This window comes from Actinomadura sp. NAK00032, assembly GCF_013364275.1.
In the GTDB taxonomy this organism is placed as follows: domain Bacteria; phylum Actinomycetota; class Actinomycetes; order Streptosporangiales; family Streptosporangiaceae; genus Spirillospora.
The window spans coordinates 235,079-259,679 of sequence record NZ_CP054932.1; the positions used below are offsets into that span (position 1 = coordinate 235,079).

The 24,601-nt window shown below is 69.3% G+C and carries 30 protein-coding genes; 11 read left to right on the forward strand and 19 right to left on the reverse strand.

Annotated features, from left to right (window positions below; translation table 11 throughout):
- Positions 1–16 precede the first annotated feature (16 nt).
- The 3 genes from HUT06_RS01175 to HUT06_RS01185 form a co-directional block, all read right to left on the reverse strand.
- Entirely contained in the window at positions 17–568 is a 552-nt protein-coding gene (locus HUT06_RS01175; protein WP_176193983.1) for a Uma2 family endonuclease, read from the reverse strand.
- A gap of 280 nt (positions 569–848) precedes the next feature.
- On the reverse strand, positions 849–1,067 hold the full coding sequence (locus tag HUT06_RS01180; RefSeq protein WP_176193984.1) for a hypothetical protein: 219 nt from the start codon (positions 1,065–1,067) through the stop codon (positions 849–851).
- A gap of 27 nt (positions 1,068–1,094) precedes the next feature.
- On the reverse strand, positions 1,095–1,511 hold the full coding sequence (locus HUT06_RS01185) for an ASCH domain-containing protein (protein WP_254714911.1): 417 nt from the start codon (positions 1,509–1,511) through the stop codon (positions 1,095–1,097).
- A gap of 29 nt (positions 1,512–1,540) precedes the next feature.
- Between HUT06_RS01185 and HUT06_RS01190 the strand changes: the two genes are divergently transcribed.
- On the forward strand, positions 1,541–1,765 hold the full coding sequence (locus tag HUT06_RS01190) for a hypothetical protein (protein ID WP_176193985.1): 225 nt from the start codon (positions 1,541–1,543) through the stop codon (positions 1,763–1,765).
- Between the two features lie 145 nt (positions 1,766–1,910).
- Here the strand turns inward: HUT06_RS01190 and HUT06_RS01195 are convergent, their stop codons facing one another.
- A complete protein-coding gene (locus tag HUT06_RS01195; protein WP_254715715.1) occupies positions 1,911–3,071 on the reverse strand; it encodes a methyltransferase domain-containing protein in 1,161 nt (386 codons plus the stop codon).
- Between the two features lie 197 nt (positions 3,072–3,268).
- Between HUT06_RS01195 and HUT06_RS01200 the strand changes: the two genes are divergently transcribed.
- Positions 3,269–4,048: a GNAT family N-acetyltransferase gene (locus HUT06_RS01200; RefSeq protein WP_176193986.1), complete on the forward strand. Its 780-nt coding sequence runs from the start codon at positions 3,269–3,271 to the stop codon at positions 4,046–4,048.
- A gap of 113 nt (positions 4,049–4,161) precedes the next feature.
- Here HUT06_RS01200 and HUT06_RS01205 read toward each other — a convergent pair whose 3' ends face one another.
- The 3 genes from HUT06_RS01205 to HUT06_RS01215 all read right to left on the reverse strand — a co-directional run bounded on the left by HUT06_RS01205 (position 4,162) and on the right by HUT06_RS01215 (position 5,558).
- The gene (locus HUT06_RS01205; RefSeq protein ID WP_176193987.1) at positions 4,162–4,356 is read right to left on the reverse strand and encodes a DUF397 domain-containing protein; all 195 of its coding nucleotides are present in this window, start codon (positions 4,354–4,356) and stop codon (positions 4,162–4,164) included.
- 207 nt (positions 4,357–4,563) lie between these two features.
- Complete coding sequence (locus HUT06_RS01210; RefSeq protein WP_176193988.1) at positions 4,564–4,758, reverse strand: DUF397 domain-containing protein; 195 nt, start codon at positions 4,756–4,758, stop codon at positions 4,564–4,566.
- The gene (locus HUT06_RS01215; protein ID WP_302931769.1) at positions 4,749–5,558 is read right to left on the reverse strand and encodes a helix-turn-helix transcriptional regulator; all 810 of its coding nucleotides are present in this window, start codon (positions 5,556–5,558) and stop codon (positions 4,749–4,751) included. The genes HUT06_RS01210 and HUT06_RS01215 overlap by 10 nt, the downstream gene beginning before the upstream one ends.
- A 134-nt stretch (positions 5,559–5,692) precedes the next feature.
- On the opposite strand from HUT06_RS01215, the gene HUT06_RS01220 reads away from it, so the two are divergent.
- Positions 5,693–6,088, forward strand: a complete 396-nt coding sequence (locus HUT06_RS01220) for an ATP-binding protein (RefSeq protein ID WP_176193990.1) — start codon at positions 5,693–5,695, stop codon at positions 6,086–6,088.
- A gap of 107 nt (positions 6,089–6,195) precedes the next feature.
- Here the strand turns inward: HUT06_RS01220 and HUT06_RS01225 are convergent, their stop codons facing one another.
- A complete protein-coding gene (locus HUT06_RS01225; protein WP_176193991.1) occupies positions 6,196–7,164 on the reverse strand; it encodes a zinc-binding dehydrogenase in 969 nt (322 codons plus the stop codon).
- A 257-nt stretch (positions 7,165–7,421) separates the two neighbouring features.
- Between HUT06_RS01225 and HUT06_RS01230 the strand changes: the two genes are divergently transcribed.
- The 3 genes from HUT06_RS01230 to HUT06_RS01240 all read left to right on the forward strand — a co-directional run bounded on the left by HUT06_RS01230 (position 7,422) and on the right by HUT06_RS01240 (position 9,980).
- The gene (locus HUT06_RS01230; protein WP_217711136.1) at positions 7,422–7,844 is read left to right on the forward strand and encodes a nuclear transport factor 2 family protein; all 423 of its coding nucleotides are present in this window, start codon (positions 7,422–7,424) and stop codon (positions 7,842–7,844) included.
- Between the two features lie 166 nt (positions 7,845–8,010).
- Positions 8,011–9,273: an ankyrin repeat domain-containing protein gene (locus HUT06_RS01235; protein WP_176193992.1), complete on the forward strand. Its 1,263-nt coding sequence runs from the start codon at positions 8,011–8,013 to the stop codon at positions 9,271–9,273.
- Between the two features lie 128 nt (positions 9,274–9,401).
- The gene (locus tag HUT06_RS01240) at positions 9,402–9,980 is read left to right on the forward strand and encodes a dihydrofolate reductase family protein (protein ID WP_176193993.1); all 579 of its coding nucleotides are present in this window, start codon (positions 9,402–9,404) and stop codon (positions 9,978–9,980) included.
- Here HUT06_RS01240 and HUT06_RS01245 read toward each other — a convergent pair.
- Together HUT06_RS01245 and HUT06_RS01250 are read right to left on the reverse strand one after the other, a co-directional pair.
- A complete protein-coding gene (locus HUT06_RS01245; protein WP_217711137.1) occupies positions 9,962–10,588 on the reverse strand; it encodes a helix-turn-helix domain-containing protein in 627 nt (208 codons plus the stop codon). The two genes, HUT06_RS01240 and HUT06_RS01245, sit on opposite strands and share 19 nt — an antisense overlap.
- 133 nt (positions 10,589–10,721) lie before the next feature.
- Positions 10,722–12,131, reverse strand: a complete 1,410-nt coding sequence (locus HUT06_RS01250) for a barstar family protein (protein WP_217711138.1) — start codon at positions 12,129–12,131, stop codon at positions 10,722–10,724.
- On the opposite strand from HUT06_RS01250, the gene HUT06_RS01255 reads away from it, so the two are divergent.
- A complete protein-coding gene (locus tag HUT06_RS01255; RefSeq protein WP_176193995.1) occupies positions 12,099–13,121 on the forward strand; it encodes an LLM class flavin-dependent oxidoreductase in 1,023 nt (340 codons plus the stop codon). The two genes, HUT06_RS01250 and HUT06_RS01255, sit on opposite strands and share 33 nt — an antisense overlap.
- 29 nt (positions 13,122–13,150) lie before the next feature.
- On the opposite strand, the gene HUT06_RS01260 is transcribed toward HUT06_RS01255, so the two are convergent.
- Entirely contained in the window at positions 13,151–13,573 is a 423-nt protein-coding gene (locus HUT06_RS01260) for a hypothetical protein (RefSeq protein WP_176193996.1), read from the reverse strand.
- 61 nt (positions 13,574–13,634) lie between these two features.
- Complete coding sequence (locus tag HUT06_RS01265) at positions 13,635–15,809, reverse strand: DUF6461 domain-containing protein (RefSeq protein ID WP_176193997.1); 2,175 nt, start codon at positions 15,807–15,809, stop codon at positions 13,635–13,637.
- Positions 15,810–15,962: 153 nt separating this feature from the next.
- On the opposite strand from HUT06_RS01265, the gene HUT06_RS01270 reads away from it, so the two are divergent.
- Complete coding sequence (locus HUT06_RS01270; protein WP_176193998.1) at positions 15,963–16,628, forward strand: hypothetical protein; 666 nt, start codon at positions 15,963–15,965, stop codon at positions 16,626–16,628.
- Positions 16,629–16,764: 136 nt separating this feature from the next.
- Here the strand turns inward: HUT06_RS01270 and HUT06_RS01275 are convergent, their stop codons facing one another.
- Positions 16,765–17,571, reverse strand: coding sequence for a helix-turn-helix domain-containing protein (locus tag HUT06_RS01275; RefSeq protein ID WP_176193999.1), 807 nt, complete (start codon positions 17,569–17,571; stop codon positions 16,765–16,767).
- 106 nt (positions 17,572–17,677) lie between these two features.
- On the opposite strand from HUT06_RS01275, the gene HUT06_RS01280 reads away from it, so the two are divergent.
- Positions 17,678–18,040 carry a VOC family protein gene (locus HUT06_RS01280; protein WP_176194000.1) on the forward strand — a complete coding sequence of 121 codons (363 nt, stop codon included), beginning with the start codon at positions 17,678–17,680 and terminating at the stop codon, positions 18,038–18,040.
- Between the two features lie 47 nt (positions 18,041–18,087).
- Positions 18,088–18,498, forward strand: a complete 411-nt coding sequence (locus HUT06_RS01285) for an SRPBCC family protein (RefSeq protein WP_176194001.1) — start codon at positions 18,088–18,090, stop codon at positions 18,496–18,498.
- A 1-nt stretch (position 18,499) separates the two neighbouring features.
- Here HUT06_RS01285 and HUT06_RS01290 read toward each other — a convergent pair whose 3' ends face one another.
- On the reverse strand, positions 18,500–19,435 hold the full coding sequence (locus HUT06_RS01290) for an AraC family transcriptional regulator (protein ID WP_176194002.1): 936 nt from the start codon (positions 19,433–19,435) through the stop codon (positions 18,500–18,502).
- Between the two features lie 118 nt (positions 19,436–19,553).
- Here HUT06_RS01290 and HUT06_RS01295 point away from each other — a divergent pair, with 118 nt between their 5' ends.
- Positions 19,554–20,306 carry a class I SAM-dependent methyltransferase gene (locus HUT06_RS01295; protein ID WP_176194003.1) on the forward strand — a complete coding sequence of 251 codons (753 nt, stop codon included), beginning with the start codon at positions 19,554–19,556 and terminating at the stop codon, positions 20,304–20,306.
- Here HUT06_RS01295 and HUT06_RS01300 read toward each other — a convergent pair.
- The 5 genes from HUT06_RS01300 to HUT06_RS01320 all read right to left on the reverse strand — a co-directional run bounded on the left by HUT06_RS01300 (position 20,303) and on the right by HUT06_RS01320 (position 24,601).
- Complete coding sequence (locus HUT06_RS01300) at positions 20,303–20,893, reverse strand: hypothetical protein (protein ID WP_176194004.1); 591 nt, start codon at positions 20,891–20,893, stop codon at positions 20,303–20,305. The genes HUT06_RS01295 and HUT06_RS01300 overlap by 4 nt on opposite strands.
- A gap of 101 nt (positions 20,894–20,994) precedes the next feature.
- Positions 20,995–22,263, reverse strand: a complete 1,269-nt coding sequence (locus HUT06_RS01305) for an SMI1/KNR4 family protein (protein WP_176194005.1) — start codon at positions 22,261–22,263, stop codon at positions 20,995–20,997.
- Positions 22,260–22,682 (reverse strand): VOC family protein, encoded by a 423-nt coding sequence (locus HUT06_RS01310; protein WP_176201070.1) that lies wholly within the window; start codon positions 22,680–22,682, stop codon positions 22,260–22,262. The genes HUT06_RS01305 and HUT06_RS01310 overlap by 4 nt, the downstream gene beginning before the upstream one ends.
- 57 nt (positions 22,683–22,739) lie before the next feature.
- On the reverse strand, positions 22,740–23,381 hold the full coding sequence (locus HUT06_RS01315) for an SIMPL domain-containing protein (RefSeq protein ID WP_176194006.1): 642 nt from the start codon (positions 23,379–23,381) through the stop codon (positions 22,740–22,742).
- Between the two features lie 20 nt (positions 23,382–23,401).
- A complete protein-coding gene (locus tag HUT06_RS01320; RefSeq protein WP_176194007.1) occupies positions 23,402–24,601 on the reverse strand; it encodes a hypothetical protein in 1,200 nt (399 codons plus the stop codon).

The following is a 24,601-nucleotide window of genomic DNA, read 5'->3' on the forward strand; positions in this document are numbered from 1 at the left end:
GGTGACGTTCAGCGGGTCAGAAACCGCAGGTTGGGAGGACGCCTTCGAGCGGCTCGGGAATGGCCAGGTCGTCGCCGAGAGCGGCCGAGGTGCTGTGTGCGTAGTCGCCGCCGCGCGGCTCCGAGTAGATTGTGGCCTTGCCGTCCAGCCGGTCAATCAGCAGGTACAGCGGAATGTCGGCGGCGGCGTAGCCCCGGCGCTTCGACCCGCGGTCGCGTTCAGCGCCCTTGCGGCCCGAGGTCACCTCCAGGACCATCAGCACACCATCTGGCTTGCTGTGCCATTCGCGCCCGGCGAAAGCGCCCTTGGGGGCGGCGATCCCATCTGGGACGTACTCGCCCTCCGGGCTGATCAGTGTCAGGTTGCGGTGCAGCCGCAGACCGTGGACGTCCCGTACCCAGTCATCGACCGCTACGACGACGGTCTCGTGCCGCCCGTCGGGGGGCGGCGTCACGATGATCTCTTCATCCACGAGTTCGGCGCGGAAGCCCGGCATCACTTCAAGTGCGGCGAACGCCTCGCGCACATTGTCACGGACGATCGACGGCTCTTCGGGCATTGCCGTCATCGGAGTTCTCCTCGTGGTGCCAGCGGTCGTGGCGCCGTAACACCCAACGTAGCGCCCCACTCCTCATGAAGACCGTGCCGCCGCACAACGCCGCCGCTCGGAAGTGGTGCCTAGTGGTCAGTGCGCGGCGGTGGCGGATCGGACAGCTGTGTGCAGGGCCGGGCGGGTCAGCAGGAGGACGGGGCCGCCCGAGTCCTTGCCGTCCCGCGCCGGTCGCGAGATCGGTCGTGCCGTCGTCGAGTTGGGTGATGATCGCGTCGTCCCCGCAGACCAGATCAAGTCACTCCTCGGGGTCGGCCTGCTTGCTCACCCGGTCGCCGTCGCCGGTCCAGGCCACCGGCGGCGCGAACACGTGCCGGGGAACGTCATGCAGCGCCGCCTTGACGCGATTCTGCGTCAGCCACCCGGCAGCAGCCAGCCGCCCGCTCAGCGCCTCAACGCGCCGCATGATGTCTCCCATCAGTCCGTCGTCATCGGCGACGTCATCCTCGCCCCACAAGCTGCTCGAACGCTCGTGATCTTCGGATCAAACGCCCGGCTCTGCGGGGGTCACGAGGGTGATTTCGATGGCCAGCACACCGAGGGCTTCTTTTTCGGGGCCGTAGATGCGGCGGATGTTGGCGAGTTGCTGGTCGCGTGGGCTGTCGGGGTTGACGTTGGACGGTCCTTCCGCGTCGAGCATCTCATCAAATGAGGAGTAGCGGGCGACTCTTTTTACCTGGGTCAGGACGTCGTCCCGGCCGCATATGAATCGGATGTGGTCACCCGCCGTCAGTTTGCGCAGATTGGGGTACTGTACGCGGACCTCGATGGTCTTGCGGCCGGCTGCGACCAGATCGAAGTAACGGCGGTAGAGATTCATCTCGCGGGTTCGCACGCCCAGCGGGGCCAGGGGACGGATTGTCATGGCACGGTCCAGTTCGTGGGTGAAGTAGCTTGCCAACTAGCCATCCTCACAGGACGCAGTCGCGGGTGAAGGCGGGGCACACCGTCGACGTCAAGGCCCCCAAGCCCCCTGCCGCCGCCTCGGTCGTGGTCCCCAACGCCGACGGCTCGTACCGCACGCTGCGCCTGCCCACACCGCAACGCTCGGGGAACGCACTCTTCCCCGAGGGCGGCGCATGCGCGCTCAAGGTCACCGTGATCAACGAGCACGGCACCTGGAAAATCCACGGCATCACGGACGCCCGACCGTAGTCTCGCGGCTCCCCGAGAGCGGCCGAGGCGCTGTGCGTCGTCGTCACCGCGTGGCTCCAGAGGATCGTGGACGGGGTGGTCAGTGGGCGTCGGCGGCGGAACCAAACCGGCCACGCCCGTGAGAGAACTGCTCACGGGTTTGAAGTCAGGCGATGTCGCCGGGATGGTCTAGCCAGACGTGGTCGCCGGTGGGTGACACGGTCAGGCCGAAGCGGTCGCGGCCGGGGCTGCGGTGGGTGATCCAGTCGAAGTAGGCCGACACCGCCAGATCCCACAGAGGCCGGTCTCCGCCCTGCCGGACGTCGAAAGAGTCACGGCCGGGCTCGTAGTGGGCTTCGGCCCACGCGTCCGCACTCCACAGGCGCAGCGTGTAGGCGTCGCCGTCGTGTGCACCTCTGGCGCATACGCCCGGTAGCGCAGCGCCCATCGCCAGGTCGGCGCCCGCTGGGGCGTAGCCGATGGTTCGGGGGTCGATGTCGGTCGTGGACCGGTCCCCGTGCCGATCGGAGGCGTCCCATTCGGGGTGACGCTGCGCCCGCATCATCATGTACGAGGCATAACCAGTGAAGCGCCCCACGGCGGTACCGTCCGGCATCACTACGAGCCGCAGTTCGTGGCTGGACCCGAACCCCGGGGCGTAGGGCGTCACGATCACCCCGCCGGGTCGGGTCTGCTCTACCCACGCATACGGAACGCGGGCGACCGCGCATGTGGCGTGCACCCGGTCGTAGGGCGCTCCCTGCGCCCAACCGTGACCGCCGTCCCCCACGATCAGCCGAGGCGCGTGGCCCGCGCGCTTGAGGTTGGCGGCGGCCTGCGCCGACACAGCGGGATCGACCTCCACGCTGGTGACGTTCGTCGAGCCGACCAGGCGCGACAGCAGCGCGGCTGTCCAACCGGTACCGGTGCCCACGTCCAGCACGCGATGCCCCGGCTCGACGTCCAGCAACTCCAGAAGGGACACAACGGTGCTGGAGGCGGACAGCGACGAGGTGAACCGGCCCGCACCGGTCGCGACATCGGTCGCGCCGTCGTCGAGCTGGGTGATGATCGCGCTGTCGCCGTAGACCAGATCAAGCCACCCCTCGGGGTCGGCCTGCTCGCTCACCCGGTCGCTGTCACCGGTCCAGGCCACCGGCGGCGCGAACACGTGCCGGGGGACGTCATGCAGCGCCGCCTTGACGGTGTTCTGCGTCAGCCACCCGGCAGCGGCCAGCCGCTCGATCAGCGCCTCGACGCGCCACATGACGTCTCCCATCAGTCCGTCGTCATTGGGGACGTCATTCTCGCCCCGCTCTAGCTGCACAATGCCCAATAATCTGCTTCTGTGTGGGCGGACGACAGTCGGTCCTAGCCCGTGCCCGCCTTCGAGGAGGCCCCGGACCGGTTTCGGTTCTGCGGGGCCTGCCATGTGGGGCGCTCGCTAACCTTCGGGACGTGGGATTCCGCTGTGACTGGCTTGAGCCCGTGATACGCGTCCCGTACGTTCCGACGCTTGGCCCGATGCCCCCTGAGACCGTCGGCGCCGACCTGTTCAACGCCGTTCTCGACGTCGCGCACACCGGCCGGTTCCTGCCCTTCGACAAGGACCGCCGGTGGACGTCCACGAAGGATGAACGGGTCCTCGTCGGCGACATCGTCCACACGCCCGCGGAGACGATCGTCCCCGCGCTGAGCACGCGCGGCGGCGGTTTGGTGAAGGTCTACTATTACAGCGCCTCCGAGCCCGGCCTCTCCGCGCTGGTGCGCTTGGGCGAGGGGTTGGCGAAGTCCCACGGCGTCGGCAGCAGGGTGATTTGGTTCTCCGATCGTCGGGACGGGGCACGCGGCAGGGTGATGGTCAAGCGCTTCTCCGCCGATGAGGAGCGACCGGCGCGCAACGTCCAGCCCCTCACCGACTGCCCGGCCGCCGACACCTTCGGCGCATTCGCCGACGAGATCGGGCCAGAGGGCTTCCAGTTCCTTCACCAGCGGATGAAGGCCGGGCACCAGGACGGCCCGACCCTCGTCACCGTCACCGACGATCGGATCGTCGGAGCGGTCGGTCCACTCACGACCATTGCGGGGCCCGACGGCCGCACGATTCAGCAGCCCGCCTACTTCGCCGTCCACCCGTCGTACCGGGGGCGTGGCCACGGCCGGCGCCTCTGGCGGGCGTCGATGGCCTGGGGGCGTGCGCGGGGCGCCGAGGTCAAGGTGCTCCAGGCGTCGCGGGGCAGCGCCGCCGAAGGACTCTACGTCTCCGAGGGGCTGGAGACACACGGATACGTCTGTCAGGCGTAGCGCCCAAATGGCGGTGACCCTGCCGCCTGGCACTGGGTTGTCGGGGTCGGGGGGACGGGACGACTCGCCGCTGCTCGGCGGGTCGGGGCCGCCAGGGTGGTCGGTGCTGGGCGTCAGTGGGTGTCGGCGGCGGACTGGACGGCCGTGCGCAGGGCTGCGCGGGTCAGTAGGAGGACGGGGCCGTTCGGGTCCTTGCTGTCCCGCACCGCCACCACCGACGCACCGGCCACGTCCGCCAACTCGACGCATTCACCGCCGTTGCTCAGGCTTCGCTTGGCCTTACGCCACTTGGCCTTGTTCAGGTCCATCGCTCTTCGGCCACCTTCCTGATGAAGTCTCGCGACATGTCTGCCGGAAGCGCTCTGCTCCGCAGTTCAACCAGGACGCGTGAGAGTTCCGTGAGATCTGCGGGGCGGCAGCTGTGGGAACGGCTGGGTGCGGCGGGTCGTCCGGGGCGGGGGTGGGACGACTCGCCGCTACTTAAGGGGGTCGGCGGGGTGGGTGGTTCCAGGGGGTCAGTGGGTGTCGGTGGCGGATCGGATGGCCGTGCGCAGGGCTGTGCGGGTCAGTAGGAGGACGGGGCCGTTCGGGTCCTTGCTGTCCCGCACCGCCACTACCGACGCACCGGCCACATCCGCCAGCTCGACACAGTTGCCGCCGTTGGAGCCGCTGTAGCTGCTTCTGCGCCACTTGGTGTCTGTCAGGTCCATTTTTCTCGGATGACCTTTCGGATCAGTTCGCAGGACATTTCTTGCGTGAGTGCCCGGGAACGGAGGTCAATCAGGGTGCGCGCCAGGATGGAGAGTTCTGCTGGATTGTCCGTTGTGATGCCACGGACTGCGGTCTCGATGTAGGCGACCTCGCTGCGATCCTCCATTGTCGCGACCACGAAGGCCCCCATGTTGCCGTCATGCTCGCCGCTTCCCAAGACTACTTGAACCGTGACATTCGGCAACGAGCTGATGGCGATCAGGTGCTCCAGTTGTTCCACCATCGTCTCGGGGGCGCCCACGAGACGGGTGAGCACCTGCTCGTCGATGAGCAGCAGTAGAGCGGGAGGAGCCTTGCCGTCGTCCCTGCTGAGGATGGCCTGACGCTGGATTCGCGCTTCGGCGGCCTCCTTGTTGCCGCGCAAGATCGCCAGCGCGTAGCCCGGGGTCTGGGCGAGACCGGGAATGACCGAGTGCTCGTAGCAGATCAGGATCGCTGCGTCTGCTTCGAGTTGGGGCCAGTCGAACCAGATCGGTACGGGGTGGCCGTCCTTGTTGAGGTCTTCCCAGAGGCTGACGAGTGCACCACCCGTCTGTAGGTGGTCGTCCACGATCTCTACGAAGGATCGGGTGGCTCGCCTCTTCCCGTTCTCGATCCGACTGATCTGGGCGCCGCTCATCATGGTCAGTTGCGCGATGGTCTCCTGTTTGACCCCTTTGGCCTCTCGCATCCGGCGCATCTGACGGCCAAAGGCGACAAGGGCTGGGGACTCGCGGGGGCGCTGACGCCGTGGGGGCATGGCCCTACCTCTCGATGGAAGCTGCCAACAACGATCACGCGCTTACCAAGGACTACCAGTCATTCTTGGCATCTACATCGTAGCCCGAAAATGGCGCACTGTGTGCTGTACACCACACACAGTGAGGAGAGGTCATGGGCCTGGCGGCGGGAAACGAGATGGTGGTGAAGCAGGACCTCAAGGTCGTCGCGGAGGTGCGGGAGTTCGTGCGGCTGGTGACCGGGGAGTACGGGATGGACGACTTCGTGCCGTGCCTGGTGGCGAGTGAACTGGTCACCAACGCCCTTCAGCACGCGGCGTCCGACACGGATGCGGACGTGGTCCTGCGGTTGAGCCGGACCGAGGACGACGCGCTGTGGATGGAGGTGCAGGACGCGGCCTGCGGCCTTCCGCAGATGCTGGAGGCCGACTCGTCCAGCGAGACGGGCCGGGGGCTGTTCATCGTCGATCAGTACGCCCGCTGCTGGGGTATCCGCGCCCTGGCCGGCGACGTCGGCAAGGTCGTCTTCGCGGTCATCGACCGCACCTGAAGACCAGCGGAGGGGCGTTCCCTCCCGTCCGCCCCTCCGCTCCCCATCGCCGTCCGGTTGCTCATCGTGCGCCGAGGTCCCTCGGTGGACGCCTTGTGCGGGTGCCGCTACGTCACCAGGAGCGTCTTCCCCACGGCGGTGCGCTGCTCGATCGCGGCATGCGCGTCGGCGGCGCGTTCCAGCGGAAACGTCTGCCCGATGATCGGCCGCACGAGCCCGGCGGCGGCCTGCGACATCATCTGCTCGGCCCACCGGACCACGTTCGGGCGAAACTCGAAGAGCTGCTCGATACCGATCACGTCCACCTGCTTCGCCTGCGCCTCCGCAGGGTCGATGACCGTGACCTCTCCGCTGGACGCGCCATGCACGGAGAAGCGGCCGCCGGGCGCGGTCACCTCGAACGCGGCCCGCCCGATCCCGCCGCCGACTCCGTCGAACACCACGTCCGGGCCAGCGCCGCCGGTCGCCTTGAGCACCCGCTCCGTCCAGTCAGGTTCGGAGTAGTCGACCGCCGCTTCGGCGCCCAGTTCGCGGATCAGGTCGAGTTTGCGCGCCCCGCGTGCGGCGCCGACCACCCGGGCGCCCGCGGCACGGGCGAGTTGCACCAGCAGGCTGCCGACTCCACCGGCCGCCGCTTCGACCAGCACCCACTCACCAGCGCCGATCTCGGCGTTCTCAACCAGCCCTTGCGCGGTGCTGCCATCACTGTGCAGGGCGATGGCCTCCGGTAGGCCAAGTCCGTCCGGCACCCGGAACAGCCCCCCGACCGGCGCCGCAGCCCGCTCGGCGAAGCCCCCATCCCCGGTAGTGGCGATGACCCGCCGACCGAGCCAGTCCGGATCCACCTGCGCGCCGACCGAACTCACCCGTCCCGCCACCAAACCGCCCGGCACATGCGGCAGCGGCGGCTTGGCATGCCACTGATCGACGCCCCGCCGGATCTGCGTTTCCACGAACGTGATCCCCGCGACCGCCACATCGACGACGACCTGGCCCGCAGCGGCCACCGGATCCGGCGCCTCAGCCGGCACCAGCACCTCCGGCCCGCCGAACCGCGTCATCTGAATCACCCGCATACCGATCTCCCCCTTCGTGCAACGACGTGGAACCAAGCATGCGACCTCAATCAAACTTGAGGTCAACATGCGGCGAATGCGCCGAGCAGGGGTATGACGGGGATCGCACTCGCTTGACCTCAGCTTTAGTTGAGGTTCTACGGTGCGCTGGCAAGAGCTTCTCGAAGGGATCAGTGACGTGAAAACCGCGCCCGAGCGTTACCGATACACCGCGATTCCGCACCTCATGGTGGAGCGCGCCGCGTCCGAGGTCACCTGTGATCGTCGCGAAAGGTCCGGAATACATGACACAGGATGTCGTGATTCGTTGGAAACCTGATCACATGACGAGCAAGACAGCGGCCACTGAGCCGAACGACCTGGGCAAGTTTTTCATCGAGCGCGCCAACGCGGGCGATGTCGATGGGCTGGTGGCGTTGTACGAGCCGGACGCCGTGCTGGCGTTTCCGCCGGGCAATCTCGCGACCGGACACGCGGAGATCCGCAAGGTGTTCGAGCAGATGGTCGCGGCCGGGACGGTGATCTCGCCGGGCAGGCAGCAGCCTGCGCTGGTGAGCGGCGACCTGGCACTGACGGCGACCACGCTGACCAACGGCGAGGTGACCGCCGAGATCGCACGTCGTCAGCCGGACGGGTCGTGGCTCCGGGTCGCGGACCGTCCGCCGCTCGTGGTGCCGTAGCGAGGCGGCGGTGGGCCGACGCACTCGCGCCCCCCGCCGCACGACAACTCCTGTTGCTTCGAGATGCGATCTTGCGGCGCGCCGCTGACCAACCGGCGCGGCCGCAGGATGCGGGCCCCTCAGACCAAGTGGAGAGGCACTGCGTCCGACCTTTAGGCTGCGCTGAATGACGGCCGTACCGGACAACACGCTGCCCGACTCCCTTTCCGACCGGGAACACCGCATTCTCGGCGAAGCCAGCTTGGCGCTGTTCGCCGGACGGCTCGTCCTGGACGCGCAGCCGCCCATCGATGACGCGCTACTCGACGCGGTGGCCGAGCGCTGCGCCGGACCACTGCCCGATCCGCTCATCGCGCTGTGGCGCACCACCTTCGGCGGACGGCTCGACTACAACCTGTCCGCCGATCTCGATGGCCAGAACGTCCCGTTGTCGTTCACGGAGCTGTTCTATCCGGACAGCAACGGCTACCACGACCTGTGGGGCTGGATCGATCACGAGGGCATGCTGGCCCAGGAAACCTGGCCGGACTGGTCTGGACGGCTCGTCCACCTGCCGATCGGCGGTTTCGAGTATCTGGAGCGCGTCTACGTGCACACGGCCGCTGGCCCCGACTACGGCGCTGTCGATTGCTGGCGGCAGGGACTCCCACCCGGATGGGAGCTGACCACCGGCGACCGTGTCGGACGGCTCGCGGACGACCTGCATGCGCTGTTCGGCCAGCTCGTCCTGGACCAGAACCCCTGGGAGACGGCGGACGCCACAGGCGAGAAGATGCGCGACGCCATTGACGAACTGGGAGAGAGCGGCGACCCGACCGCCCGGTCGGCCGCCGCGAAGCTGCGCCGGATCGTCCAGGCGACCGTGCTCGACTGGCGCGCCGCGCTGGACGACGGCACGCTCGCCGCGCAGCGCCGGCTCCGGCAGCTGGCCCTGGAGCGGGCGGCGTCCGACGACGATGTGGAACTGCTCGCGCGACTGGCGGCGGCGGGCTGTGATCCGGCGGAGGAGATCGGCAGCGGCCTGACCCCGCTCGATGTGGCCCTGATGCATCGGGCCTTTGCAGTCGTCCCATGGCTCCTCGAACACGATGTGCCGGTCGAGAACTCTCTATGGCTCGGCGCACACGCCGTCGATCTGGAACTTGCCCGGACCCTTCTGGACCGGGGCGCGTCGGTCGACGTGCGAGTGGTGGGGCAGGCCTTGGACAACGACGACGTGGAGGTCGTCCGTCTGCTCGCCCGCGCGGTGCAGCCGGACGCGGAGCTCGCCCGGCTCGTGCCGCGCCTGCGGACACTGGCCGCCGAGGCCGCGCACGCCGCCGACCGTCTGACGGAGGAATCCGACGCGACGGCCGCCGAGCTCAAGCGGCGCCGGTCTTCGGCGCTGACAGAGGTCGCGGACCGATTCGATCCCGGCCACCGCTCCTGACCACCATTCGCCCAGCCGGGAAGGCGGCTCCGGGCGCGCCGAACCCGGTGTCGTTTCCGTCCAAGACGACGCGGCGTCCGCGGCTTACCGTGAACTCCACAGCACGCCGATACCTGAGGAGAACAGCCATGCGTGACCTCGTCTACACCGGTTTCATGTCGCTCGACGGCGTTGTGGACTCGCCCGGCGGAGGGCCGGGGGAGGAGCACCGCAGCGGCGGCTGGGTGTTCAAGGACCTCGAGTTCGTCCCGGAAGCCTGGTCGCTGAAGGGCGAGGAACTCGCCGACACGACGGCGCTGATGTTCGGCCGCCGCAGCTACGAGGCGTTCGCGCCGATCTGGCCCGGCTCGGCGGACCACGCCGACTACAAGGAGCTGCCCAAGTACGTCGTGTCGACCACGCTGAACGACGACGCCCTCGTCGACGGGTGGGGGCCGACGACCATCCTGCGCTCGACCGAGGACATCGCCGCGCTCAAGGAGGGCGACGGCGGTGCGATCTTCATCCACGGGAGCGCGGAACTGGCCCGCCGGCTGGGCGACGAGGGCATGATCGACCAGTACAACCTGCTCGTCTTCCCCGTCCTGCTCGGCGCCGGGAAGAGCCTGTTCGGACGGGCCGACCGCGACAAGCAGATGCTGAAGCTCCGCGAGTCGGAGAGCTACCCGAACGGGATCCTGAAGCTGGTCTACGACGTCAAGCGCTGATCCAGGTCGAGGCCGATCGCGCCGCCGGCGCCCTCGCGCAACTGCCCGACGGTCCGTCCGACATAGGAGCGCAGCGCCCGCGCCAGGTGCGGCTCATCGAAGTAGTCGAGCTTGGCGACGACGGCACCGGTCGGCTCGCCGGCCGCCAGCAGCCCCGCCGCCGTGCGAGCCCGTTCGATCTGCCTGATGGCGCCCCGGGTCAACCCGGTCGCGGCGCGGAACCGGCGCTCGACCGTCCGCCCCGAGACGTCCGGGCGGTGACCCCGCAGCACCTCGGCGACGAGCGGGTCACCGACCACGATCCCGGCCTGGACGAGACGCTCGACCAGGGCCTCAGCGTCGTCGGGGCCGGGCGTCTCCCAGCGCGCGCCGTCCAGCCGGAACGTCCGGCGCGTGGTGTCAGGAAGGTCGACGCCCCCGTCGACCAGCGCCGGCGTGGGCACGACCCGCAACGAGGTGCCCACCGCGAACTCGATACCCGTGAAGCTGGCGCCCTCCGGCACCGGCGCCGTGCCGGTCCTTGTCTCGGGCCCGGTGACGCTCGCGTAGGCCTGGCCGTCCTGCTCCCAGAACACCAACCCCCAGCGCACCCCCGCCACGGACGTCATCTCCGTGACCTGCTCACTCGTGCAGGTCCAAACGGCGTCAACCCACGGCGAATCAGACTGGCGCGTCCCAAAACGCAACTCCACAAAGAGACAATAAGCCGCCCAGCGGCGCACCGGCGCCAAGGCGGAGCCTTCAGCGCAAGTCGACCTCGATGCCGTGAGCGGTGAGCATCTCCAAGAGAGTGTCGAGGGTGACCGCCGGTGCGTGTCGATGCCGGCCGTATCTGGGGACGAGGTGTTGGCGGGCCACCGCCGAGTTGTGCCAGACCAGCCGAAATGGGGCCGCGGCGCCCCAGGTCCCGCTCAGGCAGTCGTCGAGGGCACCCAGGTTTCCGCCGAAGTAGCCGCCCGGGCCGTTGATCGCCTCCCCGATGGCGCAGTAGAAGCCCTCGACGTCGGTGACGAAGCGGCCGGCGAGGTGAAAGACGCTTCCGGCTGGCTGGTCGGGGGTCAGGCGGTGATGGGCCAGTGCCACGCCGACCCATTCGTGTCGCAGTGTCCGGTCATAGGGCGCCCACAGGTCGCGGGTGCCGGGCCGACCGGTGAACCACAGGTCCAGGATGTCGCGGGTCCCGGCAGGACGTGGTTCACGTGGGTCGCTGGCGATGGTGACGTCGAGGAGGCCGGCGCCGAGCCGGGACGGGACGCTCGACAGGAGGGTGCCGGACACGGCACCGGTGACCACGGGCACCGCAGAGCCGTCGGCGGCGACGGCTCCCACGTCCGCCGACACTCGGCGGCGGCGCAGGCCGGCCTTCGTCGTCTCGTGCGCCGCCGCGATGGCGGCCAGCAGCGGCGGCTCGGGCCGGCAACCGACCAGGGTGACGTGCGGCACGGGCGGCTCGGCGGGTTCGCGGAAAAGGCCGGTGACGTCGGCGCAGACACCGCATGGCGCGTCGTCTGGGTCGCTCAACACGAAACCGGTGACGCCATCGGGACGGGCGACTCCATCGGTACGGTCATGGACGTCGACTAGACCCTCCACAACGATGTCGATGCGTCCGGGGGTCTGCGACGGCCGGTGGTCCAGGACGGTCACGTCCAGCAGCTGCTCGCCGATCCAGCCGCGCCGTGTCACGGGGTCATCGGGCCCGGCCGACAACCAGAGGTCGCCGAGCCACGTGGTGTCGGAGGGCCTGCCGTTGAGCACCGAGGCGAGCGCACCGTCAGGCACGCAGCCCACAAGCGTGAAGCGCTCCCGCGACCGGGGCGGCAGATCGACGAACACCCCGTCTATGTCGGCGCACAACGCCACGGCGTCCTCGTCGGGAAACTGCGGTGTGCCAGTGTGCCCGACGAGCAGCCAGCGCGGCAGAAACCGCCGATCCCACGTCCACCGCCGCCGCCATGGATCGTCGGCTCGGTCCGGACGGTCGGTCACCACCCTCCAGACCGTACTGGCGTCCGAGAATCCACCCACCCCGGGACCTTGTGGACGGCTTGGCCGGCTGCCGTGCATCGTGTGCTCGACCGCCGGAATCTCGCAGGCGCTGAGGGGGTTGTTGCGGGTGTGAAGAACATCGGTTTTCTCTCGTTCGGTCACTGGAGTGACGGCGCGGGCTCGCAGACCCGGTCGGCCGCGGACGCGCTGCTGCAGTCGATCGACCTCGCCGTGGCGGCGGAGGAACTCGGCGTCGACGGCGCCTACTTCCGGGTGCACCATTTCGCCAGGCAGCTGGCATCGCCCTTCCCGCTGCTGTCCGCGATCGGCGCGAAGACCTCGCGCATCGAGATCGGCACCGGCGTGATCGACATGCGCTACGAGAACCCGATGTACTTCGCCGAGGACGCCGGGGCCGCCGACCTGATCTCCGGCGGGCGGCTGCAGCTGGGCATCAGCCGGGGGTCACCGGAGCAGGTCATCGACGGGTGGCGGTACTTCGGGTATGAGCCGTCCGAGGGCGAGACCGATGCCGACATAGCGCGTAAGCACACCGAGGTCCTGCTCACGGTGCTGCAGGGCAAGGGCTTCGCCGAGCCGAATCCGCGGCCGATGTTCCCCAATCCGCCGGGGCTGCTGCGTCCCGAGCCGCATTCCGAGGGCCTGCGCGACCGCATCTGGTGGGGCTCCGGCTCCAACGCCACCGGCGTGTGGGCGGCCAAGCTGGGCATGAACCTGCAGAGCTCCACGCTCAAGGACGACGAGACCGGCGAGCCGCTGCACGTCCAGCAGCGCAAGCAGATCGAGGCCTACCGGCAGGCGTGGAAGGACGCCGGACACCAACGCGAGCCGCGCGTGTCGGTCAGCCGCAGCATCTTCGCGCTGACCAGCGATCTGGACCGCGCGTATTTCGGCCGGAGCGCCGACTCGGGCGACCACATCGGAATGATCGACGAGAAGACCAGGGCCGTCTTCGGACGCTCCTACGCCGCCGAGCCGGACGTGCTGGTCAAGCAACTCGCCGGCGACGAGGCCATCCAGGCCGCCGACACGCTGCTGCTCACGGTCCCCAACCAGCTCGGCGTGGACTACAACGCCCACGTCCTGGAGAGCATCCTGACCCACGTCGCACCCGAACTCGGCTGGCGCTGAGGTCTGGCGTCAGGGCCGCGCCGGGGTGGTCATCGGGACAGAAGGACGCCGAGCACGATGACGAGCGCCAGCGCCATGAGGGGTGCGAGAGCGAAGATCGCGAGTTGGAGTAGGCAGCCGCGCTGTTTCACAGTGCCGGGAGCCCCGATGCTGCCTGCGAGATAAAGGGCCGCGGGGCCCCGGTACTCCAGCTCAGCTGGCTGCTCAGGGCTGAGAACCGTGGAGGCGACACCGATCTGGCCGCTTCCCTGCGACACGGCAACGTGCACGGGCTTGTCCGCCGGAATCTCGAAGGCCGCCCTCCCCCAACGCTGGTGGTAATGGGCCCCGTCGATACCGATGGTGACACCGGCCTTGGCAATTACCCCGCGCCGCGTGTGGAGCAGCAGAACCCGCATGGGACCGCTGTGGCCGCCGGCATAAGGAATAGGCGTCTCGCTCAGGTCCGCCACCGCTACCACGGAACCCCACCACCGAACCACCCCCTCGCGGCCGTCGGTGACGGTTGGGCCGTTACGGCGGCTCTGGTGTGCTGATCCTGCTCTGGAAGTTGGTGAGCAGGTCCGCTGCGTGCGGGCCGGCGGCGTAGCGGGCAGCGTCGAGGGTCTCAAGGGCCGCGGCGAGCGGGTCGGGGTTGGTCGCGTGGTGCAGGGCGAGCCAGACCCACCGGTGTTCGCCGTCGCTGAGCTGGGAGCGGCGGGCGCGCATGTGCGCGTCGGGCGTCAGGGCGCGGGCGGTGATGCTGGCGGCGATGTCGGCGTCTTTGCCGAGCCCCGCGTAGTTGGCCGCCTGTGCGGCGGCCCACCAGGCCAGGGCTCGCAGGGTCGGTTCGGGTTGCCCGGTCAGCGCCTCGGCAGCGGGTGCGAGCGGGGTGCCGGGTTGCGGGCGGTGCGGGCGGTGGGGGTGCAGCGTGGGCAGGTCGGGCACGATCCGGAAGGCGATGTCGGCGGCTTCGATGCGGGCCAGGTCGTCGGCGGTGATGCCATGGCCGGTGAACCGCTGCACCGCGACCAGGCCCATCATGTCCGTGCTGCGGCGGTAGTCGGCGAAGTCGAGATCGGCGAGCGCCCCGGCGACCGGTGGTGGCGCGTCCAGAGCACCGAAAGGTTCCTCCGACAGCAGCACTTCGCCGTGCTCGGCGAACGACAGCCGTGTCACCGCGTCGATGTTCCAGTACATGCTTGCGGCCCGCCCGTCGGCGGACGCCCGGGCCAGCACGGGCTCGGTCGAGCCCTGCCAGCCGTTGTACTCGACGGCGAGCACGGCGCCGCCGACGTCCAGCACCGCGACCCATGGATCGATCGACTGCCGCTCCAGCAGTTCCGCAACGATGGTTCGCAGTGACTCCGGTTGGGCCGGGTCCGCGTTGAAGGCGCGCAGCACGTCCGCGACGTCCGCTCCGGTCACCACCGTGACCGTCGCCGCGTCGGACAAGGAGCTGCGGCGCAGCCACCGGTAGGCGGCCTCGGGCGACTCGGGACGCACCGGTTCCGGCTCACCGCGCAGCCGGTGGCCGAGCCGATCGCTCCAGGCGTGGACGATGTCGGGCGCGGCGGGTGCCTGCCACACCACCAGTTCGTAGTACTCGGTCTCGTCGGCGCAGTCCCGGCCACGGGCGTGCACGCGCAGCCGGTAGTCGCCCGGCCAGGGCGGGGTGACCCCGCGCACGCGCGGCCCGTTCGCCTGGAGCCCGGCCACCGAGGCGCCGCCGACGGCCGCCCGCCAGCTGACCTCGACGATCTCCTCCCAGCCGGTCGCGACGTCCGGCGGCGGCCCGTCCAGGACGTGCAACACGAACCCGACATGTCCGTTCTCGATGCCGGTGCGGATCACCGCCCCGCCCGGAACGACCGCGACCAGCCCGTTGCCGCTGAAATCGACTTCCGGGGCAGTGCCTTCCTCCAGCATCGCGAACCGGTGCCCCGACACCGGTGCCCGGCCACTGGACCCGAGGGGCAGCCGGTACTCCGCGCGAAACCTGGCGAGTACTGCGGCGGCGTATCCGGAGGGCATCGAGGTCTCTCGCAGCAGTAGACCTGCGGTGCCGATCGCGACGCCGAGTACCGCCGGTGGCCGGGTCACCTGGGGATGAACGCCCACCCGGTGCAGGACGGCGGCGGCAGTGGACACGGCCAGCGCAAGGTGCGCCGCGCCATGCGACGCGGCCACCTCCAGTTCGTCCGTGACCTCAGGCTCTACCGCCAGGAGGACGGCCACGCGCTGGTGGGCGGCCAGCCGACGGGCCAGCGTGGCGACCAGCGGCACCGCACCCGGCCGGATCTGGTCCAGCATCGCCGCCCCGTGGACCGCCTCGCTCGTCCCATCCGTAATGCCCATACCGAATTGGCCGCTGAAGGGCTCCCCGAGGAGGCCGCTCAGGTCCGGGACGCCGGCCAGGTCCAGTTCCGGCTCGGTCAGTTCCAGCGCACCGAGCAGGCGTTCGACCAGCAACGGTGGCAGCGAGCCGAGCGCGTTCCGCACCGGGGAATTCCCTGGCCCGGAACTTGACCACCCCCCGGTCTGGTGCCCGGGGATCGATTCACGGATCGGCCACGTGCCGTCGGCGGTGGCCCGCAGCCGGCCGAGTGCGGCCGCCGGTTCTTTCGGGATGCGGGCGACGACCCGCGGGATCGCCGCCGCTACCGGCCCGGCGATCTCCTCCAGTAGCGCGTCGGGAACGTCGACCACAGCACCTCCAGTCACAGCATGCACAAGATCGACAAAAACCATAACCGCCGGCTACCGCAACAGGTGCCGAATCCGGCGCGCCATGTCCGGAGCCGGACGTCCCAGTGAGGAATGACCGGGAACTGTCGGAGGTCTCTTCTAGCCTGGGCCGATATGGCGGAGCGCTGGATCACGAAGAATGGTCGACGGATTCCGATCGTTGACGGTGGCGGTGGGAAGGCCGTCGCGGCGGGAGTGGCCGCGGTCATGATCTTCGGAGGTGGTGGAGTAACCGGTGCTGCGGGAGGCTCCTCGGTGGGCGTGGAGACCGTCAGCGTCCGGAAGGCGGACGCGAAACGTTCCGCGCGCAAAGGCAAGGCCGACGATGCCTGGCGGCGTATGGGAATGCGGCGGTTGAAACGGTCGGTCAGCAAGCGGAACCGGGGATGTGTGCGCGTCACGTGGGGTGAGGTGCGGCGATCCCTCCTTCGCGATCCGTGCACGTCGCTCGACCGGAGGCTGTTCGCCATCGCCGACCGGCGGGGGAACATCGCCCTTGTCTCGGTTGCCTGGGTGAGGTTTCGCACCAGCGACGCCCGGAGGCGGTTTCAGGACGTGATCGATGTATACGGCACCGGCGACATCAGACCGCTGGGCGCGGGCCGGCTCGGCCTGGCACACGTTCGGTTCACCGGCCGCTATTACCATTCGATCCCCAAACGTGCACGGCTCACCGTCGCCGAGGCCGAGGCCGTCAAGGGCGGCTTCGACCCCAAGGTGCTCGATGGATTAGCCGAGATCGCCGCTGAACTACCAAGCCCACGCCACCGGCGACGCTGACCTACGAACAAAAGGCGCTTTTCGTCGCGCGGCCATCATTGGTGCCGAAAGTGCTTGCACAAGCCGCTCCGTGACGTCGGCGGGGCCGTCCGCCTGCCGATTCCTGTCGCGTCCGGCGGTCGGGCCCGGCCGGGCGTCAGGTCAGTAGGCGGCGTAGTGCGGTGGGGGTGTGGCCCAGGTGGTCGCGCATGGTTCGGCAGAGGTGGGCTTGGTCGGCGAAGCCGAGGTCGGCGGCGAGGATCGCCAGGCTGGGTTCGCCGGCTTCGAGGCGGTCCAGCGCGCGGGTCACCCGGATCCGGTTGCGGTAGCGGGTGAGGGAGACGCCCAGTGCGCGGCTGAACGCCCGGCTCAGCCGGTAGGGGGAGACGCCGAGGAGATCGGCGAGGGGGAGCAGGCCGGCCCCGGCGGGGTGTCCGTCGCGGAGGACGGCGCGGGCGGCGGCCGCCAGGGCCCGGTCGCCGCTGGTGGTCGAGGCGTGGTCCGGGACGGTGGTGGCCACGGCCTGCCGGATGACCCTGGTGAGCAGGTCGACCAGCCGCTCCGCGCCGGCGTGGTCGATGTCGGCGGTGCGGACGGCGGCGAGGAGCCGCCGGTGGGCGAGGTCGAGGCGCCCGTCGACGTACAGGACCGAGTCGTTCAGCCGCGGGGAGTCGCCGGCCAGGGCGCGCCACAGCGCGGGTGCCAGGCTGATGGAGGTGCACACGTCGCCGCCGGCGGGGTGGGCGAAGTGCTCTTCCTCGGCGGGCATCCCGAGGTAGCCGACGGTGTGGTCGATGTCCGTGCAGACGCCGCGCGTGCGTCTGCGGAATCCGCCTCGGCGCGCGAGCACGATGCGGACGTCGTCGCGAGGGTCCTCCGCCGACCAGTTCCGATGGTCGTCCCGGCAGGTCACCGACGTGACGGTGAACTCGGGACGGGTGGCGAGGTCGACGAAGGAGAGCACCCGCGCAGGCTACGCGGCGGGTGTGACGGTGCCGCAAGGATCTTCAAGACGATCGCGGATGCCGCGGGCAGGCTGTGGGACACCCGAATCCGAAGGAGTCAGCACCATGTCCGCATTGGCCCGGTCGTCCGCGATCGTCGTCGACTGCACCGCCCCTGGCCCGCTCGCCGAGTTCTACCGCACGCTCACTGGCTGGGAAGTGACCTCCAGTGACGCGGATTGTGTGTGCCTGAGCGATGGCGGCACGTTCCAACTCAATTTCCAGCGTGTGGCGGGCTACCAGCCGCCGAGTTGGCCGAGCCCGCTCAAGCAGGCACATCTGGACTTCGCGGTCGCCGATGTCGAGCAGGCCGTCACCGAACTGCTCGCGTTGGGCGCCACCAAGCCCGAGTTCCAGCCCGGCGGTGAGGAGTGGGTGGTGCTGGCCGACCCCGAGGGGCATTTGCTGTGCCTGGCCGCCGCCGACTGACCACTCATCCGTCTCGTCCCGCGATATGTCGATCACAGGTAGGGGAAATGGCGTCCATCCGCAAGGAAATCTCGATCAGGTCCAGCGCCGAGGAGGTATGGGAGGTGATCGGCGACTTCGGCGCGGGACCGTCGCGCATGGCTCCCGGCTTCGTCGTGGACACCCGCGTCGACGGCGACAGCCGGGTCGTCACCTTTGCCGACGGGACGGTGGCCCGGGAGCGGTTCGTCTCGATCGACCATGAGACGCGCCGGATCGTCTACGCGGTCGTCGGGGAGAGCATGCAGCCCGACCACGACAACGCTTCGATGCAGGTCGTCGCCGACGGCGAGGCGCAATGCCGGCTGGTATGGGTCCACGACGTGCTCCCCGATGACCTCGCCACGCCCATCGGCACGGCCATGACACACGGGCTGGCGGTCATCCAGAAGACTCTCGGCCCCACCCACGGTTCTTGATTCACGGCCATGCGCGTTCGGCGCGGCGCCAGCGCTGCGGGGTGATGCCGTAGCGGTTGCGGAAGCGGCGGACGAGGTAGGCGGCGTCGCGCAGGCCGGTTCGGGCGGCCACGGCATCGAGCGGCAGGTCGGTCTCGCGGAGCATCCGCCGGACTTCGATCATGCGCCGTTCGGTGATCCATTCGAGCAGCGGGCGACCGGTGCGCCTGCGGAGCACGGTCGTGAGGTGCCCGGGGGTGTAGCCGAGCGTGCGGGCGATGTCCGCGGCGGAGACGGGTTCGCGGAACGTCGCCTCGATCTCGGCGAAGACCTGCTCGACGAGAGCGTCCGGCGTGCCCGGAGCGGCGGGCGCCAGTCGCGCCGCCGCGACCAGGAGCCGGGTGAGCGCGGCGGCGACGGCCTCGCGAGCCCCGAGACGGCCCGGGTCGGCGAGTTCCCCGGCCAGGTCCCCCAGCCACGCGGACCAGGTCGCCCGGTCGGCCTCGGCGACCCGGCCGTGGCCCGCGGCGGGGGCGAACAGGGCGAGGAGGGGGTGGTGCGCCCAGGCCAGCGGGGGGACCGAGGCCAGGGCGGGGACGGCGTCCGGCGTGAACGCGACCGACCACGCCTCGCCGCGCGCCAGTTCGGTGACGGTGGTGACGCCGATGACCTGCCCGGGTGACAGGGCGAGGACCTCGCCCGTGCGGACCGCCCGTTCAACTCCGTCGATGGTGACCGAGCCCGTGCCTTCCTCGACGTAGACCAGGACGAGGAAGTCGTGGGCGTGCCGGTGGTTCGGCGGAAGTCCGGAGTGGGCGTTCTCGGTGTCGAAGCGGGTCACCGAGACGGCGGGTACGCCGGGGCGTTCCCGGTAGCGGTACACGGGCGTCCCGTCGAGCCGCACCGTGCGCAGGGCCGACCCGGACCCCGGCGGGGCACCGACCGAAGAATGTCCCATGACGTCCAAGGTATGTCCTGCTCACCAACCGTGGAATGTCCAAGACTGGAGAGGACGACAAGGTCTGCCATGGGCAACTGCGGGCAGACCCCCGCCACCGATCGCACAAGGGGTATCCATGGCGGCTTCCACGCAGGTACGCATCCTCGACCAGCGGACTCCGGAGGAGCGGGACCGTCCGTTCCTGCCCGGAGCGGGCAAGAACTGGCTGCTGCCGTTCTACGACGTCTTCACCCGGATGGGCGGCGTCCGCGCACTGCATGAGCGTGCGGCCGGGCTCGCCAGCGTCCAGCCCGGCCAGGCGGTGGCCGACGTCGGCTGCGGGACGGGCAACCTGTCGTTCACCGTCCTCGCCGCCCAGCCGAGCGCGCGGGTGACCGGCCTCGACCCCGACGGCGACGCCCTGCGCAGGGCCGCGCGCAAGGCGCGCAGGCGCGGCGTCGCTCTCAGGCTCATGCAGGGATACGCCGACCGGATCCCCGCCCCGGACGCGTCGTTCGACCATGTGGTCTCGTCGCTGGCCGTGCACCACCTCGATGACGACGGCCGGAGCGCGTTCGCGCGCGAGGCGCTGCGCGTCCTCCGGCCGGGCGGGACGGTCACGATCGCCGACTTCGGCGCCCACTCGTCCGAGGACGAGGACGGTGGCCACTCCACGCACGGCCATGGTCGGGTCCACGCCCTCCGGCACCTGCCCTGGCTTCGGCGCTCCGGGGCGGCGCACGGCCCGGTCGGGGACGGCGCCCATGACGACGGCATCATCGCGCTGCTCGCCGACGCCGGATTCGCTGACGCCCGCGAGGTCGCGCACACCGACCACCGGTTCGGACGAGTTGCCTTCGTGCAGGCCACCCGCCCTCGTCTTGATTAGCGCTGGGAGCGTAGGTAGGTCATGAGGGCCTTGCCGCGTGGGGAGAGTTGGTAGCCGGTTTCGAGGCTTTGGGTGAGGCCCAGGGCTTTGAGGCGGCGGACATCGGCTTTGAAGGGGAGCCTGTCGCGGCCCAGTTGTTCGGCGAGGTCCAGGGCGCGCAGGCCGGGATGCTCCTCGATGAGGCGGAGGACCTCGCGGGTCCAGGGCGTGCGGCGGCTGCGGGCGTCGATGGCGTCGAGGGCGGCTTTGAGGTCGGCCAGTTCGTTGTCGGTCAGGTCGTCGTTCGCGGCCAGTTCGGCTCGGGGGTCGGGGCCGCCCAGGTGGAGCATGACGCGGTGGTAGCCGCCCTGCTTGGTGCTCTTGGACAGGGCGGTGAGCAGGGCCGCGCGGTCATTGAAGCCCGACTGGAGGGCGTCCTCCTCGGTGATCTCCTCAGGGGTGACGGCCGTGACCGAGTCGATGACGATGATCCCGGCCCAGGTGCGCTGAGTGCTGCCCGCGCGGACCGGGGGCTTGCCCCACACGCGGAACACCCGGTCGATCCGCCCGCCCGCGATCCCCTCAAGGACCTCCCGCCTGAACAGCATCGTTTCCTCCCGGGTGATTCGAAGGCCACCCAATTGGTCATGCTAGGCGAGTCGCGGGAACGGCAGCTCGGACGGCTGCCTCGTCCGGGCGTTTGTCTGTGTCACCCGGGGTGGTGCGGCCGGTCGGCAGACCATGCGGTGACGACGCGGTCGAGATTGGTGCGGACGTAGCCGTCGGTTTCGGTTTCCAGCATGCGCTCCATGTCGGGCAGGAGTGTTCGCTCGTCGCGCTGTTCCGCTGTCTGTACGGCCTGACGGCGTACCGCAGGATCATTGTCGGCGAGGGCTTGGGCGAGTAGGTCGTCCGCCTTGCCCTGCGCTCCGATGAGGAAGTACGTCGCCGATTCCCGTGTCTTGGCGTCCTGGCCGGTGATGAGGGGCGCCAGATCGGCCACGACCATTCGGTTGCTGTCGGCCAGTGCCTGCATGGCCTGCCAGCGCACCTCCCGGTCCGGGTCGGTGAGTAGTTGCCGGGCCTTGTCGGGGACGTCCGTGGCGCCGAGCGCGCGCAGCACGCTGATCGCGCCGGCCCGCACGGGTGCTTCCGGGTCGGACAGAGCTGCCCGCGCGGCGGGTTCGACCGCCGCGACCTTGGAATGCCGCGCGACGTTCATGACCGCTTCTCGCACCAGCGGATCGAGGTCTGTGGCCGCTCTGGCGAGGGCGTCCGCTGCGGTTGGGGAAATGGCGGGCAGGGCGCTGAGTGAACGAGCCGCCCGCGCGCGTCTTTGCGGAGATGGGTCGTCTGCGAGGACGTCGAGCAGTTTCGGGGCGTCGCCTGGGATCTTCTCGCCGAACCAGGTCACGTCGTAGCCGGCGAGCAATTCGTCGAGCCAGCGCTCGTACCACGACAGAAAGTCGTTGTCTTCCAGTACGTACGGTGCTGGAACGCCGTTGAGATCGACGTTGACGAGGCGTCCGCGGCCGGGGCCGGAGACGACGAGTTGGGTGTAGCTCGTGCAGCCGTGGTGGACGATCGCCAGTGTGCCTTGAAGCGGATCCGGGCGGTCGTCCGGGCCCCAGAACCGGTCCCACCAGTCTTGGGCGTAGTGCATGCCGGGGACGAACGGGCTCGGTTCGACCAGGTGACCGGGAAAGGAGTCGGACACCTCTGCGTAGGCATCGGCCAGTGTCAGCAGTCCGTAGCTCGGGCCTGCGCCTCCATCGCCGAGTTCCGTGATGAACCTGCGGTAGGTGTCCGGCAGGACGATGTCGTGTTCGGCTTCAAAGGCGGCCACGGTCGATTCTGGCAGCGGTGGCTTCAGCCGGTAACCATGCTTTTCGGCGCCGAACGAGGGGAACCGGTCGGGTGCGCTCGCCACCTCGGCGAGCTTTTCCGCTATCCGTGCCGAGCTCGGGTCATCGGTCATTTGGTCTGCTCGGCGAGCGCGATGAGGATGCCCGCGGGGCCGCGAAGGTAGCAGAGCCGGTAGCTGTTCTCGTACTGCACCAACTCGCCGAGGAGTTCGGCTCCGTGCGGCCGCAGGCGATCGATGATGTCGTCCATGTCGTCGACGGCGAACATGATGCGATGTGCGCCCAGCGTGTTCGCCGGAGCGCGCGGGTCGCCCTCTCGGGTCGGTGGCGTTTGGTACTTGGTCAGTTCGAGCCGTCCGTGGCCGTCCGGGGTGCGCATCATCGCGATGTCGGATCGGACGCCCTCCAGGCCGATGAGGCGATCCACCGCGCTGCCCTCGACCGTCGCCTCGCCTTCCAGTTCCAGTCCGAGTTCGACGAAGAACGCCACGGCGGCGGCTAGGTCGTCGACGACGATGGCGACATTGTCCATCCGCTGGACCGTCCCGCGCGCAGGATGGTCGGTGTCGTTCATGGTGATCTCCTGCCGTCAGTCGTGGTTGATGGAAAAGCCCAAGATGACCGCGGCGGACACGACGACATGTCCGGGCGCCAGATCCTCCGCGCTCGCGGCGCCACCCGAGCCGTGCCCGCGATACCGCTCGATTCCGGCCTGCTCGGGATCGACGTCGTCGATGTGCACGACGGCCCCCAGCCGCACCCCTGCGGCCTCGGTGTACAGTTCCGCCTTGCGTCGAGCCGCACCGACCGCCTGCCGGCGGGCTTCGGCGCGCATCTCCCCCTTGCCGGTGACATCGAAGTCGACGCCTTCTATCTCATTGGCGCCCGCCGCGACAAGATCGACGAGCAGGGGCTGGACATCGTCGAGCGCACCGGACTCAACGGAGAACGAGGCCTGGCACTCGTAGCCGACGAACTTGCGTTCCGACCCGCCGTAGCTCCACGAACTCTTCAGGCCGAGCCGTGAGCGTTCGACGGCCGCGTCCGATATCCCGTGCCGTCGTAGCGTCTGCCGTACCTCTTGTACGGCGTCACTGGCGGCGGCGAACGCCTGAGACGGCGTCTGCTCCACGCGGATCACCTTGAACCGGGCCCGCACAAGGTCGGGCATCGCCTTCACACTTGCCGCGCCGTAGGTGGCCACGCCCCACGGCCGTTCCATCATCTGCATGCCGATGATCTAAGCAGTTATCAGGAGGCCGGGTTCCCATTGTTCTGGAAGGCGAGGCGCGGAAACATCCTGATCCCGGGGCGGTCGGCACGGATCCTGGAAAGTGCCGTGTCCGTCACCTCGGTACCGACGAGGTCGAGGTAGTCGAGGTCGTACGGCTCGATCACTGGGAGGATCGCATCGCTGACCGGCGTGCCGCGAAGGCTCAGCGATCTGATCCGCGTGACGCCGTCGAGCAGAGTTGCCACGTCCTCATCGGTCGCGGCGGTGAGGTGGATCGACAGACGATCGAGCTCTTCCGGCAGCCTCGCCGGGCCGGCGACGTCGGCCGCCGTAAGGCTCACGCTGCTCACGGACGACGGGAAGGCGGCGTCCAGCCAGAGGGTTTCCGTCGCGCCGAGGTCCACGTTCGTAAGGCGGGGGGCGACTTCGTCCAGCATTTCCTGGCCCCACGGACAGGGCGGAAGACCGGTGATCGTGAGATCCGTCAGGGCGTTGAGCCGCCCGCCGCCTGCGCCGGTGTGGAAGGCGCTCGGCTCGCTCGGTGCGCTGAGATGCAGGCGCAAAACCCGTAGTTCGGGGAACCGGGAGAAGGCCGACATGGCTTCGGCTCCGAGTGTGCACACCCGATGTTCGAGAATCTCGACGCCCGGCAGATCCGGCAGCGCGGAGAGCAGGTCGTCATCGAACTCGTCGGTCATGAGGGTGAACGACCACACCTTCCCACAGGCGGTCGCCAGCTGTTCGAGATCGGAACGATTCCAGCATTCGGCCCGCGTGTGAATGCTGAACGGGGTGCCGTCATATTGAGGCGGTTGGGCCGGGCTGAGGACGTGAAATGGCGGCCACCCCTCTTCGGGATGGTAGAGATGAGAATCGTCGCTCGTGAAGCGCCCGCAGCAGATCAGTTCGATGACCGTTTCTGTCCCTGTCTCGCTGATCGCCGCGATGTTTATCCATTCGGGGACGTGGCCGTCGCGCCACAACGCGGCCACGACGGTCTCCGCGTCGCATCTGCTCAGTGCGACAGCCGTGCCGTAGGCGCTGTCCTCGGGGAATCTCAACTCGCCGGGTTGTGGAGCGTGCCCGTCATAGGACTGGTTGAGCCGCACCCGGAAAACCAACGGCTCAGGCAATCTCTCGGAGACCAGCGACTGGGCGAGCTGCCGCGCGGCCCGGGCTGACGCGGCGAACCGTGCGGCGAACACGTCTCGATTCAC

Excerpts from the sequence above, each read along its gene's own strand:
- HUT06_RS01175 (WP_176193983.1), bottom strand. The coding sequence starts at position 568 with ATGACGGCAATGCCCGAAGAGCCGTCGATCGTCCGTGACAATGTGCGC.
- HUT06_RS01200 (WP_176193986.1), top strand. The coding sequence starts at position 3,269 with ATGCCCCCTGAGACCGTCGGCGCCGACCTGTTCAACGCCGTTCTCGAC.
- HUT06_RS01205 (WP_176193987.1), bottom strand. The coding sequence starts at position 4,356 with ATGGACCTGAACAAGGCCAAGTGGCGTAAGGCCAAGCGAAGCCTGAGC.
- HUT06_RS01210 (WP_176193988.1), bottom strand. The coding sequence starts at position 4,758 with ATGGACCTGACAGACACCAAGTGGCGCAGAAGCAGCTACAGCGGCTCC.
- HUT06_RS01215 (WP_302931769.1), bottom strand. The coding sequence starts at position 5,558 with ATGCCCCCACGGCGTCAGCGCCCCCGCGAGTCCCCAGCCCTTGTCGCC.
- HUT06_RS01220 (WP_176193990.1), top strand. The coding sequence starts at position 5,693 with ATGGGCCTGGCGGCGGGAAACGAGATGGTGGTGAAGCAGGACCTCAAG.
- HUT06_RS01225 (WP_176193991.1), bottom strand. The coding sequence starts at position 7,164 with ATGCGGGTGATTCAGATGACGCGGTTCGGCGGGCCGGAGGTGCTGGTG.
- HUT06_RS01235 (WP_176193992.1), top strand. The coding sequence starts at position 8,011 with ATGACGGCCGTACCGGACAACACGCTGCCCGACTCCCTTTCCGACCGG.
- HUT06_RS01240 (WP_176193993.1), top strand. The coding sequence starts at position 9,402 with ATGCGTGACCTCGTCTACACCGGTTTCATGTCGCTCGACGGCGTTGTG.
- HUT06_RS01245 (WP_217711137.1), bottom strand. The coding sequence starts at position 10,588 with ATGACGTCCGTGGCGGGGGTGCGCTGGGGGTTGGTGTTCTGGGAGCAG.
- HUT06_RS01270 (WP_176193998.1), top strand. The coding sequence starts at position 15,963 with ATGGCGGAGCGCTGGATCACGAAGAATGGTCGACGGATTCCGATCGTT.
- HUT06_RS01280 (WP_176194000.1), top strand. The coding sequence starts at position 17,678 with ATGTCCGCATTGGCCCGGTCGTCCGCGATCGTCGTCGACTGCACCGCC.
- HUT06_RS01285 (WP_176194001.1), top strand. The coding sequence starts at position 18,088 with ATGGCGTCCATCCGCAAGGAAATCTCGATCAGGTCCAGCGCCGAGGAG.
- HUT06_RS01290 (WP_176194002.1), bottom strand. The coding sequence starts at position 19,435 with ATGGGACATTCTTCGGTCGGTGCCCCGCCGGGGTCCGGGTCGGCCCTG.
- HUT06_RS01295 (WP_176194003.1), top strand. The coding sequence starts at position 19,554 with ATGGCGGCTTCCACGCAGGTACGCATCCTCGACCAGCGGACTCCGGAG.
- HUT06_RS01300 (WP_176194004.1), bottom strand. The coding sequence starts at position 20,893 with ATGCTGTTCAGGCGGGAGGTCCTTGAGGGGATCGCGGGCGGGCGGATC.
- HUT06_RS01305 (WP_176194005.1), bottom strand. The coding sequence starts at position 22,263 with ATGACCGATGACCCGAGCTCGGCACGGATAGCGGAAAAGCTCGCCGAG.
- HUT06_RS01310 (WP_176201070.1), bottom strand. The coding sequence starts at position 22,682 with ATGGACAATGTCGCCATCGTCGTCGACGACCTAGCCGCCGCCGTGGCG.
- HUT06_RS01315 (WP_176194006.1), bottom strand. The coding sequence starts at position 23,381 with ATGCAGATGATGGAACGGCCGTGGGGCGTGGCCACCTACGGCGCGGCA.